The sequence below is a fragment of the Micromonospora hortensis genome, from assembly GCF_022230935.1.
GTDB classification, from domain to species: Bacteria; Actinomycetota; Actinomycetes; order Mycobacteriales; family Micromonosporaceae; genus Micromonospora; species Micromonospora hortensis.
The window spans coordinates 33336-48461 of sequence record NZ_JAKKFE010000054.1 but is presented as its reverse complement, the minus strand read 5'-3'; the positions used below and the strand labels follow the sequence as shown (position 1 = coordinate 48461).

Annotated in this window: 14 protein-coding genes, 1 pseudogene and 1 riboswitch; of the genes and pseudogenes, 11 read left to right on the top strand and 4 right to left on the bottom strand. The window is 72.7% G+C overall.

The window, feature by feature from the left end; genetic code table 11:
* The first annotated feature begins 80 nt into the window (after window positions 1-80).
* The 6 genes and pseudogenes from NIE111_RS27595 to fabF all read left to right on the top strand — a co-directional run bounded on the left by NIE111_RS27595 (window position 81) and on the right by fabF (window position 5745).
* Complete coding sequence (locus tag NIE111_RS27595) at window positions 81-932, top strand: septum formation family protein (protein WP_238687216.1); 852 nt, start codon at window positions 81-83, stop codon at window positions 930-932.
* Window positions 929-2245 carry a PucR family transcriptional regulator gene (locus NIE111_RS27590; protein ID WP_274531762.1) on the top strand — a complete coding sequence of 439 codons (1317 nt, stop codon included), beginning with the start codon at window positions 929-931 and terminating at the stop codon, window positions 2243-2245. Before NIE111_RS27595 ends, NIE111_RS27590 begins: the two co-directional genes overlap by 4 nt.
* Window positions 2246-2323: 78 nt before the next feature.
* Window positions 2324-3241, top strand: a pseudogene (locus NIE111_RS27585) (ACP S-malonyltransferase); the annotation flags it as partial.
* A gap of 5 nt (window positions 3242-3246) precedes the next feature.
* Window positions 3247-4191: a beta-ketoacyl-ACP synthase III gene (locus tag NIE111_RS27580; protein ID WP_238687214.1), complete on the top strand. Its 945-nt coding sequence runs from the start codon at window positions 3247-3249 to the stop codon at window positions 4189-4191.
* 85 nt (window positions 4192-4276) lie between these two features.
* Window positions 4277-4516, top strand: coding sequence for an acyl carrier protein (locus NIE111_RS27575; protein ID WP_030330276.1), 240 nt, complete (start codon window positions 4277-4279; stop codon window positions 4514-4516).
* Window positions 4517-4518: 2 nt separating this feature from the next.
* Window positions 4519-5745, top strand: coding sequence for a beta-ketoacyl-ACP synthase II (gene fabF, locus NIE111_RS27570; protein WP_124855678.1), 1227 nt, complete (start codon window positions 4519-4521; stop codon window positions 5743-5745).
* Window positions 5746-5795: 50 nt separating this feature from the next.
* On the opposite strand, the gene NIE111_RS27565 is transcribed toward fabF, so the two are convergent.
* Window positions 5796-6014, bottom strand: coding sequence for a hypothetical protein (locus NIE111_RS27565; protein WP_238687213.1), 219 nt, complete (start codon window positions 6012-6014; stop codon window positions 5796-5798).
* 134 nt (window positions 6015-6148) lie between these two features.
* Between NIE111_RS27565 and NIE111_RS27560 the strand changes: the two genes are divergently transcribed.
* Window positions 6149-6802, top strand: a complete 654-nt coding sequence (locus NIE111_RS27560; RefSeq protein WP_238687212.1) for a lipoprotein — start codon at window positions 6149-6151, stop codon at window positions 6800-6802.
* A 31-nt stretch (window positions 6803-6833) separates the two neighbouring features.
* Here NIE111_RS27560 and NIE111_RS27555 read toward each other — a convergent pair whose 3' ends face one another.
* Window positions 6834-8567: a glycoside hydrolase family 3 protein gene (locus NIE111_RS27555; RefSeq protein ID WP_238687211.1), complete on the bottom strand. Its 1734-nt coding sequence runs from the start codon at window positions 8565-8567 to the stop codon at window positions 6834-6836.
* 87 nt (window positions 8568-8654) lie between these two features.
* A complete protein-coding gene (locus NIE111_RS27550; RefSeq protein WP_238687210.1) occupies window positions 8655-9146 on the bottom strand; it encodes a DUF3145 domain-containing protein in 492 nt (163 codons plus the stop codon).
* 309 nt (window positions 9147-9455) lie between these two features.
* On the opposite strand from NIE111_RS27550, the gene NIE111_RS27545 reads away from it, so the two are divergent.
* Window positions 9456-9785 carry a hypothetical protein gene (locus NIE111_RS27545; RefSeq protein ID WP_238687209.1) on the top strand — a complete coding sequence of 110 codons (330 nt, stop codon included), beginning with the start codon at window positions 9456-9458 and terminating at the stop codon, window positions 9783-9785.
* Between the two features lie 74 nt (window positions 9786-9859).
* On the opposite strand, the gene NIE111_RS27540 is transcribed toward NIE111_RS27545, so the two are convergent.
* Complete coding sequence (locus tag NIE111_RS27540) at window positions 9860-10561, bottom strand: carbonic anhydrase (RefSeq protein WP_372488419.1); 702 nt, start codon at window positions 10559-10561, stop codon at window positions 9860-9862.
* Window positions 10562-10655: 94 nt separating this feature from the next.
* Here NIE111_RS27540 and NIE111_RS27535 point away from each other — a divergent pair, with 94 nt between their 5' ends.
* From NIE111_RS27535 to NIE111_RS27525, 3 genes are all read left to right on the top strand, one after another.
* Window positions 10656-11627 carry an alpha/beta fold hydrolase gene (locus NIE111_RS27535; protein WP_238687208.1) on the top strand — a complete coding sequence of 324 codons (972 nt, stop codon included), beginning with the start codon at window positions 10656-10658 and terminating at the stop codon, window positions 11625-11627.
* A 107-nt stretch (window positions 11628-11734) separates the two neighbouring features.
* The gene (locus NIE111_RS27530; protein ID WP_238687207.1) at window positions 11735-13852 is read left to right on the top strand and encodes a HelD family protein; all 2118 of its coding nucleotides are present in this window, start codon (window positions 11735-11737) and stop codon (window positions 13850-13852) included.
* A 106-nt stretch (window positions 13853-13958) separates the two neighbouring features.
* Window positions 13959-14876, top strand: a complete 918-nt coding sequence (locus NIE111_RS27525) for a cation diffusion facilitator family transporter (protein ID WP_112582575.1) — start codon at window positions 13959-13961, stop codon at window positions 14874-14876.
* Between the two features lie 118 nt (window positions 14877-14994).
* Window positions 14995-15126: riboswitch (cyclic di-AMP (ydaO/yuaA leader) on the top strand.

Genomic DNA, 15126 nt, shown 5'->3' with positions numbered 1-15126 from the left:
TCCGGACAGGAGGGTGCCGCCCCGCTGCCGTACGCTGCGCGCCACCGGCGTCGATGCCGGCCGCTCAGAATGGGGAAACCGTGCGACGGTGGTGGGGGACGACGATCCTGACGGCGCTGATCGTCGGGACGGGCGGTTGTGACGTCATCCTCGCCGACGAGTCGGCACCGCTCTTCGCACCTGAGGCAGGGGTTTGTCACGCCACCGCCTCCGACGAGCGCAGCCCTGAGGCGTACACGCCGATCCCCTGCTCTTCGAAGCACGAGACGGAGACCTTCCTGGTCGGCCGGTTCGGCGGCGCGGACGCCGCCGCGTCGGCGCCACCGGCAGCCGGCACCGACGGCAGCGGGCGGGTGTACGAGTCGTGCGACGCCGAGGCCGACTTCTTCCTGGGTGGCGAATGGCGCGAGTCACGGCTGGCGATGCGGGTGCTGATCCCGTCGACGGCGCGCTGGGAGGCGGGCGAACGGTGGTACCGCTGCGACCTGCTGGAGATGCATGCGGTGGACCGGTGGTTCCCGAATCCCCGGGCGAACAGCCTGAGCGGCGCCCTGACCGGTGACTCGCCGCTGCGGCTGCGCTGCTTCACCGAGCCGGAGGAAACCTCCGATGGCCTTGTCAATCTGCCGCCAGCCTCGTGCGTCGGACCGCACACCACCGAGTTCGTCGGCATCTGGCGGGCCGGGCCGGACGTCGAGAAGGTGACCGACGAGATCGTGGACGCGGGGTGCCTGTCGACCATCGCCAGTCATGTCGGACTGTCGGAGAGGACTCTGGGGCGCCGTTTCGAGCCGTTGGCGCTCGCGCCCGAGGGCGAGCCGGAGTGGCAGGCGGGCACGCTCGGCGTGTGGTGCTTCCTCCACAGCACCGATCGGGTGCTCAACGCGTCGGTCAAGGGTGCCGGTCGAACCGTCCTTGCGGCGGCCCGCTGACCGGTGCCGGCGTGGTTGGCCTGCTCACGACGTGTCAGGCTAGGGCGGTGAGCACGCCGGGCGGTGGGGAACTGTCGGCCACGCTGCGTCGGATCGAACGATCGGCGGGGGCGTTGGCCACCTCCAGCGTGGCCCGGATGGACGAGACGCTGCCCTGGTTCCGGGCGTTGCCGGCCGACCAGCGTTCCTGGGTGATGCTGGTGGCCCAGGCGGGCGCGAGGTCGCTGGTGCAGTGGCTGCGCGAGGGCGGCGGCACGACGGACAGCACCCAGGAGGTCTCGGACGAGGTCTTCGCCGCCGCCCCGCAGGCGCTGGCCCGGTCGATCACCCTCCAGCAGACCGTGGCGTTGATCAAGGTGACGATCGACGTGGTCGAGGAGCAGGTGTCGCACCTGGCCGCCGAGGGCGAGGAGCAGCAGCTACGCGAGGCGGTGCTGCGCTTCTCCCGGGAGATCGCGTTCTCCGCCGCCCGGGTGTACGCGCGGGCCGCCGAGTCGCGCGGCGCCTGGGACGCCCGGTTGCAGGCGCTGCTGGTCGACGCGCTGTTGCGCGGTGACTCGCCGGACGTCCTGGCCAGTCGGGCCGCCGCGCTCGGCTGGGCGGACGCGCCGCCGGTGGCGGTGGCTGTCGGTCGGTCGCCCGGCGGCGAGGTCTCCGCGGTGCTGCACGTGGTCTACCGGCAGGCCCGCCGGATCGGCGTGGAGGTGATCGGCGGCGTCCACGGCGACCGGCTGGTGATCGTGCTGGGTGGCGCACCTGACCCGCTGACCGCCACCGCGAAGCTGCTGAGCGCGTTCGGGGACGGCCCGGTGGTGGTCGGTCCGGCCGTACCGAGCCTCGACGAGGCGACCGAGTCGGCGCGGGCCGCGCTGTCCGGCTTTCGGGCCGCACCGGCCTGGCCGAGCGCGCCCCGGCCGGTGCCGGCCGCGGACCTGCTGCCGGAGCGGGCCCTCGCCGGCGACGCCGAGGCCCGTCGGCGGCTGCGTCACGATGTGTACGCGACGCTGGTGCGCGCCGGAGGGGAACTGCTGGCGACCCTGGACGCCTTCCTGGCCGCCGGTGGCACACTGGAGAGCGCGGCCCGGGCACTGTTCGTGCACCCGAACACGGTGCGCTACCGGTTGCGCCGGATCGCCGAGGTCACCGGGTTCTCGCCACTGTCGCCGCGCGACGCGTTCGCCCTTCAGGTGGCGCTGACCGTGGGTCGGTTGGATCCGGTCGCCCCGCTGGCCTCGCCGGTCCCGACTCAGACAATGACCCCGGCTACCCGGAAATCCGCCCAAACCGAGGATGATCCCCGCCGATCTTTGTAGAAACCCTCCAAAGGTCCTAGTGTGGTTTGGTCGAAGGCGGCACCGCGTTACCCGCCTTTATCCGGGAGAGTCATAGACGTGCTCGCCGTACTTAGTCCCGGCCAGGGTTCTCAGAAACCCGGCTTCCTGACCCCCTGGCTCGACCTGACCGGCACCGAGGCGCGACTGCGCGACTGGTCGGCGTTGGCCGGGGTCGACCTGCTGCACCTGGGCACCAAGGCCGACGCCGACGAGATCAAGGACACCGCCCGCACCCAGCCGTTGCTGGTCGCGGCGGCGTTGCTCGCGGCCGAACACCTGCCGCTGGACGGCGTCGCGCTCACCGCCGGCCACAGCGTCGGCGAGTTGGGTGCCGCTGCCCTGGCCGGTGTGCTGACGGCCGACGCCGCGATCACCCTGGCCGGCGTCCGCGGCCGGGAGATGGCCGCCGCGTGCGCGCTGGAGCCGACCGGAATGGCCGCGGTTCTCGGTGGTGACCCCGACGAGGTGATCGCCGCGATCGAGGCGAACGGGCTCTACCCGGCCAACCGCAACGGCGCTGGGCAGATCGTCGCCGCGGGCGCCCTGGACGGGCTCGACAAGCTCGCCGCCGCGCCGCCCGCACGGACCCGGATCATCCGGCTCCAGGTGGCCGGCGCGTTCCACACCCCGTACATGGCTCCGGCCGAGACCGCGCTCGCCGCGGAGGCCGCCGGGATCACCCCCGCCGACCCGGCCCGGACCCTGCTGTCGAACCTCGACGGCACCGCCGTCGACAACGGCGCGGCCATGGTGCAGCGCCTCGTTCGTCAGGTCACCGCGCCGGTGCGCTGGGACCTGTGCATGCGTACGCTGGCCGACCTCGGGGTCACCGGCGTGATCGAGCTGCCCCCGGCCGGCACCCTCGCCGGCCTGGTCAAGCGGGAACTCAAGGGCGACGGCGCCCCGGAGATCGTCACCCTCAACACCCCGGACGACCTGCCGGCCGCACGGGACCTGATCGCCCGTATCGGAGGTCGTTCATGACTGGCAGTCGCATCGTCTCGATGGGGCACTACCAGCCCTCCCGGGTGGTGACCAACGACGACATCGCCCAGCTCGTCGACACCAACGACGAGTGGATTCGCGACCGGGTCGGCATCGTCAGCCGGCGGATCGCCGACACTGAGACGGTCGCCGACATGGCCGCCGCGGCTGCCGGCAAGGCGCTGGCCAACTCGGGCCTGACCGCCGCCGACATCGACCTGGTAGTGGTCGCCACCTGCTCCTCCATCGATCGCAGCCCCAACGTGGCCTGCCGGGTCGCCGCCAAGCTGGGCATCACCGCCCCCGGCGCGTTCGACCTCAACACCGCCTGCTCGGGCTTCGCGTACGCGCTGGGCACCGTCGACCACGCCATCCGGGCCGGGGCGTCGCGCAACGCGATCGTCATCGGCGCGGAGAAGCTGTCCGACTTCACCGACTGGACCGACCGTTCCACCTGCATCATCTTCGCGGACGGCGCCGGTGCCGCCGTGGTCTCCGCCACCGCCGACGACGAGCCGACCGGGATCGGCCCAGTCGTCTGGGGTTCGGTGCCGGACAAGAGCGACGCGGTCCGCATCGAGGGTTGGCGCCCGTACATCCAGCAGGAGGGGCAGGCGGTGTTCCGCTGGGCCACCACCGCTATCGCGCCGCTCGCGCTGCAGGCCTGCGAGCGGGCCGGGGTCGACCCGTCGGAGCTGGCCGCGTTCGTGCCGCACCAGGCCAACGCCAGGATCATCGACGGCATCGCCAAGCGGCTCAACATCCCCGACGCGATCATCGCGAAGGACATCGTCGAGTCCGGCAACACCTCCGCGGCGAGCGTGCCGCTGGCCCTGTCCAAGCTGGTCGAGCGCCGGGAGGTGCCCTCGGGCGCACCGGTGCTGCTGTTCGGCTTCGGCGGTGGCCTGACCTACGCCGGTCAGGTCGTCCGCTGCCCCTGATGACCCCCTCGGGCGCGTAAGCGTCCAGGAGTGGCGGTCGGCGACGCCGACCGCCGGAGAACCCCGATGAAAGGAACCAACCGCAATGACCCGTGACGAGATCACCACCGGCCTCGCCGAGATCCTCGAAGAGGTTGCCGGGGTGAACCCGGACGACGTGGCCGAGGGGAAGTCCTTCACCGACGACCTCGACGTCGACTCGCTCTCCATGGTTGAGGTCGTTGTCGCGGCCGAGGAGAAGTTCGGCGTCAAGATCCCGGACAACGAGGTGCAGAACCTCAAGACCGTCGGCGACGCTGTCAGCTACATCGCGGCGCAGTCCTGATCATGAGTCGTCCAGACGTCGTCGTCACCGGGCTCGGCGCGACGACCCCACTTGGCGGGGACGTCGCGTCGACCTGGGACGCCATGCTCGCCGGCCGCTCCGGGGTGAGTGCCCTCACCCAGGAGTGGGCCGAGCAACTGCCGGTCCGGATCGCCGCCCAACTGGCCGTGGAGCCGTCCGAGGTGCTGGACCGGGTCCGCCTGCGCCGCCTGGATCGTTCCGAGGCGATCGCGATCATCGCGGCGCAGCAGGCCTGGGCGGACGCCGGCCTCGCCGGTTCCGACCTCGACGGGGAGCGGTTGGCCGTCAGCGTCGGCTCCGGCATCGGCGGTGCCACCACCCTGCTCGCCCAGGACGACATCCTGGAGGCGTCCGGGCCACGGCGGGTCTCCCCGCACACCATCCCGATGCTGATGCCGAACGGTCCGGCCGCCTGGGTCGGGCTGGAGCTGGGCGCCAAGGCCGGCGTGCACTCGGTGGCCAGCGCCTGCGCCACCGGCGCCGAGGCGATCGCCCTCGGCCTTGACATCATCCGCTCCGGCCGGGCCGACGTGGTGGTGGCCGGCGGCACCGAGGCGGTCATCCACCCCCTGCCGATCGCCGGCTTCAGCTCGATGCGGGCCATGTCCACCCGCAACGACGACCCGGAGCGGGCCTCCCGCCCGTGGGACCGGGGCCGGGACGGCTTCGTCCTCGGCGAGGGCGCCGGCATCGTGGTGCTGGAGCGGGCCGAGCACGCAGCGGCCCGGGGCGCCCGGGTGTACGCGCGCCTCGCCGGCGCCGGCATCACCTCCGACGCGTACGACATCGTGCAGCCGCACGCCGAGGGCGAGGGCGCCATCCGGGCCATCGCCAAGGCGATCGCCGACGCGGACGTGGCCAAGCGGGACATCGTGCACGTCAACGCGCACGCCACCTCGACTCCGGTCGGGGACATGCTGGAGATCGGTGGGCTGCACAAGGCGCTCGGCGACCACCCGGTGCTGTCCGCGACGAAGTCGATGACCGGTCACCTGCTCGGTGCTGCCGGTGCGCTGGAGTCGATCGCCACCATCCTGGCGATCCGCGACAGTGTCGTCCCTCCGACGATCAACCTCGACGACCCGGAGCCAGGCCTCACCCTGGATGTCGCCGCGCACAAGGCCCGCCACATGGAGATCCCGGCCGCGTTGAACAACGCGTTCGGCTTCGGCGGCCACAACGTGGCGCTGGTCTTCGCCCGCCCCTGAGATCCCGCGAAAGGGCCCCTCCTCGTCGAGAGGAGGGGCCCTTTCGTCGTTCAGCCTCGGTTGCGGGGGTGCTGCTTCGCGGTGCGCTCGTTGCCGTGGCGGTAGTTGCCGGTCCAGCGGGCCATCACCAACTGCGGGTCGTCGTCGACCTCGGCCAGGAACTCCGCGGCCCGAGCGCCGCGCAGCGTGCCAGCGACCCGGCCGTGGTGGGTGATCACCACAGTGCCGTCCGCCCGTTGCTCGTGCCGGAATCCTGCTGCCGCTCCCATGGGCTGAGGCTGTCAGACCGACCGGCGCGGGGGCGACCGGATTTCCGTCGCGCGGGCCCACGATCCCGATTGACGTCGAGAGACCGCACGGCTTAGATGGGCCGACTGAAGATCGACTGACGGGGATCACCACGATGGACACTCGCACCCTGGTCGCCGTGTCGACGGCGCTCACCCTCGGCCTGCTGGCCGGCTGCGGCGACGACGCTGCCGCTCCCGCCGGGCCCGCGGCCGGCGGCCCGGCCCCACAGGCCACTGGCGAGCCCTGGTACGACGAGACGACCCCGGCCTCGCCCGGCGGCACCAGTTCCCCCTGCCCGGTACCGGTGACGTTTCCGCTGGCCGACGGGTGGGCGGCGAAGGCGATCGAGCCTCCCAAGGGTGAGCTGGCCGAACAGGTCGGCGAGGCGCTCACCAAGCGCGGCGGCAGCACCGTGCGCTGCGAGGTGGATGGCCGCTCAGCCGGCGGCGGATTCCTGCGGATCTGGGCGGCGGACTCGCCGACCGTCACGCCGCGCGCCGCGCTGCAGAGTTTCGCCGCCGGGGCCGGCGAGACGGTCGCCGGTCAACAGTTCCGCGACCTCCGCGCCGGCGGCTTCGACGCCACCGAGACGACCTGGCTCGCCACCAGTCCGCTGACCGAGGAGGAGTCGCGAAACTGGGCGCTGGCCGTCCAGTCGGCGGGGCAGACGCTGGTCTTCACTGTCAGCGAGGGGCTGATCACCGAGCGGGCGGACGTGCTGCCGGCGTACCGGCTCGCGGTGCGAGGGCTCGCGAAGAGCGAGTGAGGTGGGCGCTGAGCCGTCGGCGTCCGATCGGTCAGGTGCCACAGGTCGTCGCGGGCAGTCCGGGAACGGCCACCGGGGACCGGCCACCCGGCCGGGCCTTGCCGGCGAGCACGGCGGCCAGGGCGGTCATCGAGGCACGGCTGGAGGAGTACGTGGCCAACAGCGTCGGTGACTTCGCGTCGCCCAGCACGTACGGCGTGTCCATGGCGACGGTGATCGCCGCGTCGGGACTCAGGTCCTTGGCGCCGTCGCCGTATCCCACCAGGTGCACGATGGTGCCGCCGCTGGGCTTGACCTGCACCCCGACGGCGGTCAACGCGGCGGTGAGCGCGGCCCGGGTGCCGTCCCGACCGCCGGACGAGGTGACGGTGACCGGCCCGCGTACCGCCTTGCCGCAGGCGCCGCGCAGCACCGTGACGGCGGCGGCGGCCAGCGCGTCGGCCGCCGCCTGGTGCGCCGGGGTGTTGAGCGTGGACATCTGCGCCGCCGGCAACTCCGCGAGCTTGAACTTCATGGTCAGCACCCGGGTGACCGCCTCGACCAGCCGGGGCCGGGGCAGCGATCCGCCGCGCAGCGCGGCGAGCAGCCCGTCGTACGCCTGACCGACGTTCGGGGTCATCAGGATGAGGTCGTTACCGGCGTTGAGCGCCCGGACCGCCGCCTCGCCGGGAGCCCAGCGCATCGCGGGCGGCATGTTCATCCCGTCGGTGATCACCACGCCCTTGAAGCCGAGTTGGCCGCGCAGGACATCGGTGAGCAGCTTGTGCGAGAACGTCGCCGGGGTCCCCGGGTCGATCGTGCGCGCGTCCAGGTGACCGGACATCACTGCCATCGCGCCCGCGTCCATCCCGGCGGTGAACGGGGGCCACGCGCCGCTCCGCAACGCCGCGGCGGACTGGGTCAGCACCGGAAGGTCCTTGTGCGAGTCGTCGGCGCTGTGGCCATGCCCGGGGAAGTGCTTCAGGGTGGCCGCGACCCCGACCGCCTGGAGCCCACGGACCGCGCCGCCCACCTGCGCCGCGGCCTGCTTCGGGTCGGCGCCGTACGACCGGGAGCCGATCACGGCGCTGCGGGTGGCCAGCACGTCGGCCACCGGGGCGAAGTCGATGTTGATGCCCATCGCGGCCAACTCGGCGCCGGCGGCCCGCCAGGCGGCCTCGGTGAGCTTCGGGTCACCGGCCGCGCCGGCCGCGAGGGCGCTGGGCAGCACTGTGACCCCGTCGGTCACGCGGGTGACGACGCCGTACTCCTGGTCGGTGCCGATGAGCAGCGGCGCCGAACCGGCGGCGAGCCGACCGGCAGCGGTCCGCAGCCCGGTGGTGAGTTCGTGGACCTGCTTGGGGTTGTCGACGTTGGTGGTTTCCTGGTTGCCCTTTGTCGGGTCGTCGGCGCTGAAGCCGACCAGGATCAGACCACCCAGTCGGTACTTGGCGATCATGTCGGCGGGGGTGTCCACCCCGGCGAGGGCCTGGTTACCGGCCGCCGAGCCGGCGGAGACCTTCGTCGCCGAGTCGCCGTAGGCGTACGGCATCAGCACCTGGCCGACCAGATCTTCGTCGGACAGCGTCGCCACCAGCGCGGCGGCGCGGCCGGCGGGGTCGCTGGCCGGCGGCGCCGCCGGGACGCTCGGGCCCGCGGACGTGGCGACCGGGCTGGGCGTCGGCGTGGGGCGCTCCGGGTCACCCGAGCAGCCGGAGACGAGCAGGGCGGTCAGGGCGGCGACAGCGACACTGGCGCGCCACGGGCGATTCGACACGCCGCCCATCCCACCAGCTTCTCCCTTATCGGGGCAACTTGACCTTACCGGTCGTCACCGGTGCGACGGCCCACGGCCAGCGGCCCGCCGACCGGGTCAGCCGACCCGAGTGAGCAAGGTCACCGGGGCGCCGTCACCGGCGTACCGGTAGGGCTCCAGGTCAGCGTCCCACGCGGTGCCGAGCGCCTTGTCGAGGGCGTGCGCCAGCGCCTCAGGGGCCCGGGAGGTCGCCATCAGCGCCCGAAGGCGGTCCTCGCCGAGCTGGATGTCGCCGGCCACGCCGACAGTTGCCCGGAACAGGCCACGGGCTGGCACGTACATGAACCGCTCACCGTCGGCACCGGGACTCGGCTCCTCGGTGACCTCGAAACGGATCATGGGCCACTGCCGGAGGGCAACAGCCAGCTCGGCGCCCGTCCCGGGACGACCGGTCCACCCGCACTCGGCCCGGCGTGCGCCGGGGTCGACGGGCTGAGCCGTCCACTGCAGGTTGACCGGCGCGGCTAGGACGCGCGCGATCGCCCACTCGACGTGTGAGCACACGGCGAGCGGGGTCGAATGGACGTATACGACGCCACGCGTTGGCACGGTGACCTCCCGGGAGAGCGAGGTGCGTCTTCCCCTACGACCTCGTCCACCCAGGTGGCTGCTGCAACACATGATGACTCCTGTGACGCGTGGTGCGCCAGGGAATCGGAAAAAACGCCGGGTGGAATAGCCGGACGGGTGGTCGCCGTTGCCTCTCAGGACACCGCGACGACCAGCATGATGTCGTGGTCCTGTACAGTTCCACCGGCGGCTTATGCCGCGTTACACCTTCGCGGGTCGAGTCACGTACGACCCGCACACAGCCCCCGGACGTCCAGTCCTCCCGTACGTCTTGCAAGGAGTACCTCCGTGGCGAGCAACACCTCTAAGACCGCGCGCGCGTCCGTCCGGGCCGGCCAGGCTGGCCAGGGTGGCGCCCTCAGCGTGCTGGGCGAGTTCAAGTACCTCATCCCGCTCAACGGCGGCAAGCACGCCTACGTGCGGAACCTGACCAACGGCAAGACCGCGCACCTGCGCACGGACTCCGACGCCTTCGTCGAGGAGATCCGCGTTCTGGCCGCCGCCGGCCACGCCGCCAAGATCCGGGCGGAGATCAACAACCTGGCTGTCACCCACCCGGGTGACGGCTGGGAGGCCACCGAGAAGCGCCTGGTCGCGGCCGGCGTCTTCGAGGGCTGAGCCCTCCCCCACCGCACCAACGGAACCGCCCGCTGGGACTTCCCGGCGGGCGGTTTCGCATGTCCGGCGGCAGGTCAGCCTGGATCGAGCAGGGCGACCTCGCCGGTGGCCAGGTCGTAGAGGCCGCCGACCACTGCCACCCGACCGGCGGCCACCGGCCCGGCCAGTAGGTAGTCCTCGCGCAGGGTGCGCACCGTGCGCCGGACGTGCCGACGGATCGCCAGCGGCTGCACCGCCGGATCGTCCAGCCCCGCCTCGGTGACCGCCGGGGCGATCTCGTCCACCAGGTGCGCCAGCGACCCGCCGGGACGCTGCCCGGTGCGCAGCGCCTCCACGGTGGCCTGCACCGCGCCGCACCGCTCGTGGCCGAGGACCATCACCAGCGGTACGCCGAGCTGGCCGACCACGTACTCGATCGAGCCGCAGACCGCGCGATCGAGCACGTGCCCCCCGGTACGGATCACGCAGATCGCCCCGAAGGTCTGGTCGAAGATCGCCTCCAGCGGCACCCGGGAGTCGATGCAGCCCAGCACCACCGCGTACGGCTGCTGGTCGCCGGAGGCCGCGGCGGCGGCCGTGACGTCGTGTCCGTGCACCGGCTGGCCGCTGACGAACCGCCGATTGCCGGCGAGCAGGTCGGCCAGCGCGGCACGGGGTGTGCCGCCGGCCTGCCGCCCCTGCCCCGACGTCGCACCCATGGGCGCTCCCGACGACCCCATGCCGTCCAGCTTGGCCCGCCGCCGTCCGGCACGGGCGAGGTCGGGAATCTTCGGCACGGCGCGATTGGCGTGGTGTCATGGCGGGTAGCCGGTGTTACCGCCGGGTATCGGAGGTGCTGGTGGTACTGGGCGGCCCTGGGGAGGTGTGGCGATGCCGGAGCGGTTCGAGGTCGGTCTGCCGGACGGCGTACGGCTCAACGTCGAGGCGACGGGTCCGACGGACGCCCAGGTCACCGCCATCCTGCTGCACGGCTGGACGCTGGACGGGCGTGCCTGGCACCGGCAGGTCGACGCGCTCACGGCACCGCCGTTCGGCGATGCGGTGCGGGTGGTCGCCTACGACGCACGGGGGCACGGTCGGTCGAGTTGCATGGCGCTGCCCACTGCCACAGTCGCCCAGTTGGGTGACGACCTGGCCGCGGTGATCGACGCGGTCGCGCCGACCGGCCCGGTGGTGCTGGTCGGGCACTCGATGGGCGGCATGACGATCATGGAGTACGCGCACCGCCACCCCGCGCACTTCGCCGCCCGTACCGCCGGCCTGGTCTTCGTCTCGACCACCGCCGAGGGCCACACGCACACCGTCTACGGGCTCTCGCCGCGGATCGCCCGGTTGATCCGGTTGGCCGAGACGACCGGCGCCGGGGTGCTGGCCCGGTGTGGCTCGTGGCGTGCGCCCCGGGCGCTGCTGAACGCGCTGCAACCGAGCATCCGGTGGATGCTCTTCGGTGACCGCTGCGAGCCGGCCGACATCCGCCTGGTGACGTCGGCGGTGGCTCGGGCCTCGCTGCGCTCGATCGGCGGGTTCCGCGCCTCCATCGGCACCCAGCACCGACTGGACACCCTCGCCGCGTTGGCCCACCTGCCGGCCGCCGCCCTGGTCGGCGACCGGGACCGGCTGACCCCACCGCCGTGCGCCGAGTCGATCGCGGCGGCCCTGCCGGCCACCGAGCTGACCGTCTGCCCGGGTGCCGGGCACATGCTGATGATGGAGCGTCCGGACGAGGTCAACGCCGCGCTCGGCGGCGTGCTGCGACGGGTGCTCGCCGAATCGCCGCCGACTCACCGTGGCGCACCGCCGCCGACTCACCGTGGCACGGCCCCCGCCGAGGCGGGTGCCTGAGCACGTTCGCGCACCTCGGGCGCGGCGGGTCGGGCCCAGGGCCGTACTCTTCTCGGTTGGCCCGCGCGGTTCCCGCCGCCTGCCGGCGACCTCTGAAGGAGCGTGCGTTGACCGACCAGACCGGCCTGGAGCAGGAGATCGCCGTCGAGCAACGACACCTCGACCGGGTGTACGCCCGACTGGCCGAACTGCGGCAGTCGGCCGTCCGCGCCGAGCGTGACGGCTACCGGATGGCTCGGGTGGGCACGCACGGCGCCCTGGTCGAGCGCGACGCGATGGTCTTCCACGCGGCGCAGCGGCGACACACCCTGGACGCCGAGCACGAGGGGCTGGTCTTCGGTCGGCTGGACCTGCGCGACCGTCAGGTGCTGCACGTCGGGCGACTGGGGATCCGCGACGAGAACGCTGTCACGCTCGTCGTCGACTGGCGCGCGCCGGCCGCAGCCGCCTTCTACCAGGCCACCCCGGCACAGCCGCTGGACGTGGTGCGGCGCCGCACCATCCAGTCCCGCGCCGAGCGGGTCACCCGGATCGAGGACGACCTGCTGGACCCGACGGCCGCCCCGGAGGGGATGACTGTCGTCGGTGACGGCGCGTTGCTGGCCACCCTGTCCAAGGCCACCGGCCGGGGCATGCGCGACATCGTGGCGACCATCCAGCGGGAGCAGGACGAGGCGATCCGCTCGCCCGGTTCCGGCGTGACGATCGTCGCGGGCGGCCCCGGCACGGGCAAGACCGCTGTCGCCCTGCACCGGGCCGCGTTCCTGCTGTACTCCGACCGCAGCCGCTACGCCGGCGGCGGCATCCTGGTGGTCGGCCCGTCGTCGGTCTTCGTCGAGTACATCGGTTCCGTGCTGCCGTCGCTCGGTGAGGACACCGCGACCCTGCACTCGCTGGGCACCCTCTTCCCGGGGATGACTGCCACCCGCCCCGACCCGCCCGAGGTGGCGGCGGTGAAGGGCTCGCTGCGGATGCGCCGGGTGTTGGAGCGGGCGGCCCGCGACGCGGTGCCGGGCGGCCCGGGTGAGCTGCGGCTGCTCTACCGCGGCACGCTGCTGCGGTTGGACCGGGCCGCGCTGGACCGAATCCGGGATCGCGCGCTGCAACGCGGCGCACGACGCAACGAGGTGCGCCGGGCCGGTTTCGACGGGGTGTTCGCCGCGCTCTGGGCGCAGGCCCGTGAGCTGAGCAGCGGTCGGCTGCCGGAGCAACCGGCCTTCGAGGCGGAGATCGCCGAACGGTCGGAGTTCCGGGAGTTCCTCAAGGCGTGGTGGCCTCGGCTGCACCCCCGGCACGTGCTCGGCTGGCTGGCGCAGCCGGACCGGCTGCGCCGGTACGCCGGGGGGATCCTCTCCTCGGCGGAGATCCGGCTGCTCAACGCCGCGTACCGGAACCTGGACTCGGCCGGGCTGACCATCGCCGACGTGGCGCTGCTTGACGAGTTGGACGCGTTGCTCGGTAAGCCCGCGCAGCCGGCCCGCGCGCGACGCGATCCGTTCCAGCTCGCCGGCGGCGTCCGTGAGCTGAGCACGCTCGGCGAACGGCAGCGGGCCGCCCGCGCGGCGGCCCGGGAACGCCCGGAGGACTACCGGGAGTACGCGCACGTGGTGGTGGACGAGGCGCAGGACGTCTCGCCGATGCAGTGGCGGATGATCGGTCGACGCGGCCGACTGGCCTCCTGGACCGTGGTGGGCGACCCCGCGCAGACCGCGTGGACCGGCGATCCGGAGGAGCTGGACCGGGCCCGCGACCAGGCGCTGGGCCGGCGCAAGCGACACGACTTCACGCTCACCACCAACTACCGCAACTCGGCGGAGATCTTCGCGGTGGCGGCGGCGGAGATCCGTCGGCTCTACCCGGACCTGCCGCTGCCGACCGCCGTCCGCTCCACCGGGGTCGAGCCGGTGGAGCTGGTGGTGCCCGCGACGGGGTTGGAGACCGCGACGGTGGAGGCCGCCGCCGGCCTGCTGGCCGAGGTGGAGGGCACGGTCGGGGTGATCACGCCGGTCCCCCGCCGGGACGAGGTCGCCGGGTGGCTGGGCGCGCTCGGCGCGCCGAGGTTGCAGGTGGTGACCAGCCTGGAGGCCAAGGGCATGGAGTACGACGGGGTGGTGCTGGTCGCCCCGAGCGAGATCCGGGCAGATCCGGGTGCCGGGGTGCGCACCCTGTACGTGGCGCTTTCCCGGGCCACCCAGCGTCTCACCACCATCGACCCGACCGGCTGACGTGTGCGGAGCGCCACCAGCGGACGGCGCTGCCCGTACACTTGCACACATAGCGATGTGAGCATACATTTGACCGGGTCCCGACCAGCGGCGGAAGGTGGTTCTCGTGGGCGCAGGTCATGACCACCACCATGGGTCCGTCGCCAATGCCGCACACCAGCACCGAGGTCGACTCTGGGCGGCGTTCGGGTTGCTCGCCACCCTGATGGTGGTCGAGGCGGTGGCCGCCCTGCACACCGGCTCGCTCGCCCTGCTCTCCGACGCCGGGCACATGTTCACCGACGTGCTCGGCATCGGGATGGCGCTCGCCGCCATCACGGCGACCCGGCGGGCGACCGGCGACCCGCAGCGCACCTTCGGGCTCTACCGGCTCGAGGTGCTCGCCGCGCTGGCCAACGCCGTCCTACTCTCCGGCGTCGCGATCTACGTGGTGATCGAGGCGATCCGCCGTTTCGGCGACCCGCACCAGGTCATCGCCGGCCCGATGCTCGCGGTGGCCGTGCTCGGCCTACTCGCGAACATCGCCGCCTTCGCGCTGCTGCGCGCCGGGGCCCGCGAGAGCATCAACCTCCAGGGCGCCTACCTGGAGGTGCTCGGTGACCTGCTCGGCTCGCTCGGCGTCATCGGCGCGGCGCTGCTCATCACCGTCACCGACTGGTGGTGGGCCGACCCCCTGGTCGCGGTCGCCATCGGCGTTTTCATCCTGCCGCGCACCTGGCGGCTGGCCCGCGCCGCCATCCGCATCCTGGTGCAGGCCGCCCCGGAGCACCTCCAGGTGACCGCCGTGCACGACCGGCTCGCCGCCGTTCCCGGTGTCGTCGAGGTGCACGACCTGCACGTCTGGACGCTCACCTCGGGCATGGAGGTGGCCTCCGCCCACCTGACCATGGCACCCGGCGCGGAGGTCGGCGCGGTGCTCACCGCGGCGCGTACGGCCCTGCACGACGACTTCCGCATCGAGCACGCGACGTTGCAGATTGAGCCCGGCGCCGCTTCTGGAGCCTGTGGCTCCATCGAATGGTGACGGATCCGTAATTTTCCGTGGTGACGCACGCACCGTCCGTCACATCGGCTGCAGCGGCCCCACCCGCACCGGTAGGCTCGGTCCCGGCCTCCACCAGGCGGCGCCCTCCCGGCGCCGGTGGCGGTCGCCGCCTAATCGCCCAACTGGGCGAACCGGGGAACCATGTTCCTGGGGTGTATCCGCGTCAGCGGTAGGGATCTTCCGTCCCGAACCCGTCAGCTAACCCGGTCGGCGGCTGACGGAAGGACAT

Coding starts and splice junctions, on each gene's coding strand:
- NIE111_RS27580 (WP_238687214.1), top strand. CDS start 3,247: ATGACTGGCAGTCGCATCGTCTCGATGGGGCACTACCAGCCCTCCCGG.
- NIE111_RS27575 (WP_030330276.1), top strand. CDS start 4,277: ATGACCCGTGACGAGATCACCACCGGCCTCGCCGAGATCCTCGAAGAG.
- fabF (WP_124855678.1), top strand. CDS start 4,519: ATGAGTCGTCCAGACGTCGTCGTCACCGGGCTCGGCGCGACGACCCCA.
- NIE111_RS27565 (WP_238687213.1), bottom strand. CDS start 6,014: ATGGGAGCGGCAGCAGGATTCCGGCACGAGCAACGGGCGGACGGCACT.
- NIE111_RS27560 (WP_238687212.1), top strand. CDS start 6,149: ATGGACACTCGCACCCTGGTCGCCGTGTCGACGGCGCTCACCCTCGGC.
- NIE111_RS27555 (WP_238687211.1), bottom strand. CDS start 8,567: ATGGGCGGCGTGTCGAATCGCCCGTGGCGCGCCAGTGTCGCTGTCGCC.
- NIE111_RS27535 (WP_238687208.1), top strand. CDS start 10,656: ATGCCGGAGCGGTTCGAGGTCGGTCTGCCGGACGGCGTACGGCTCAAC.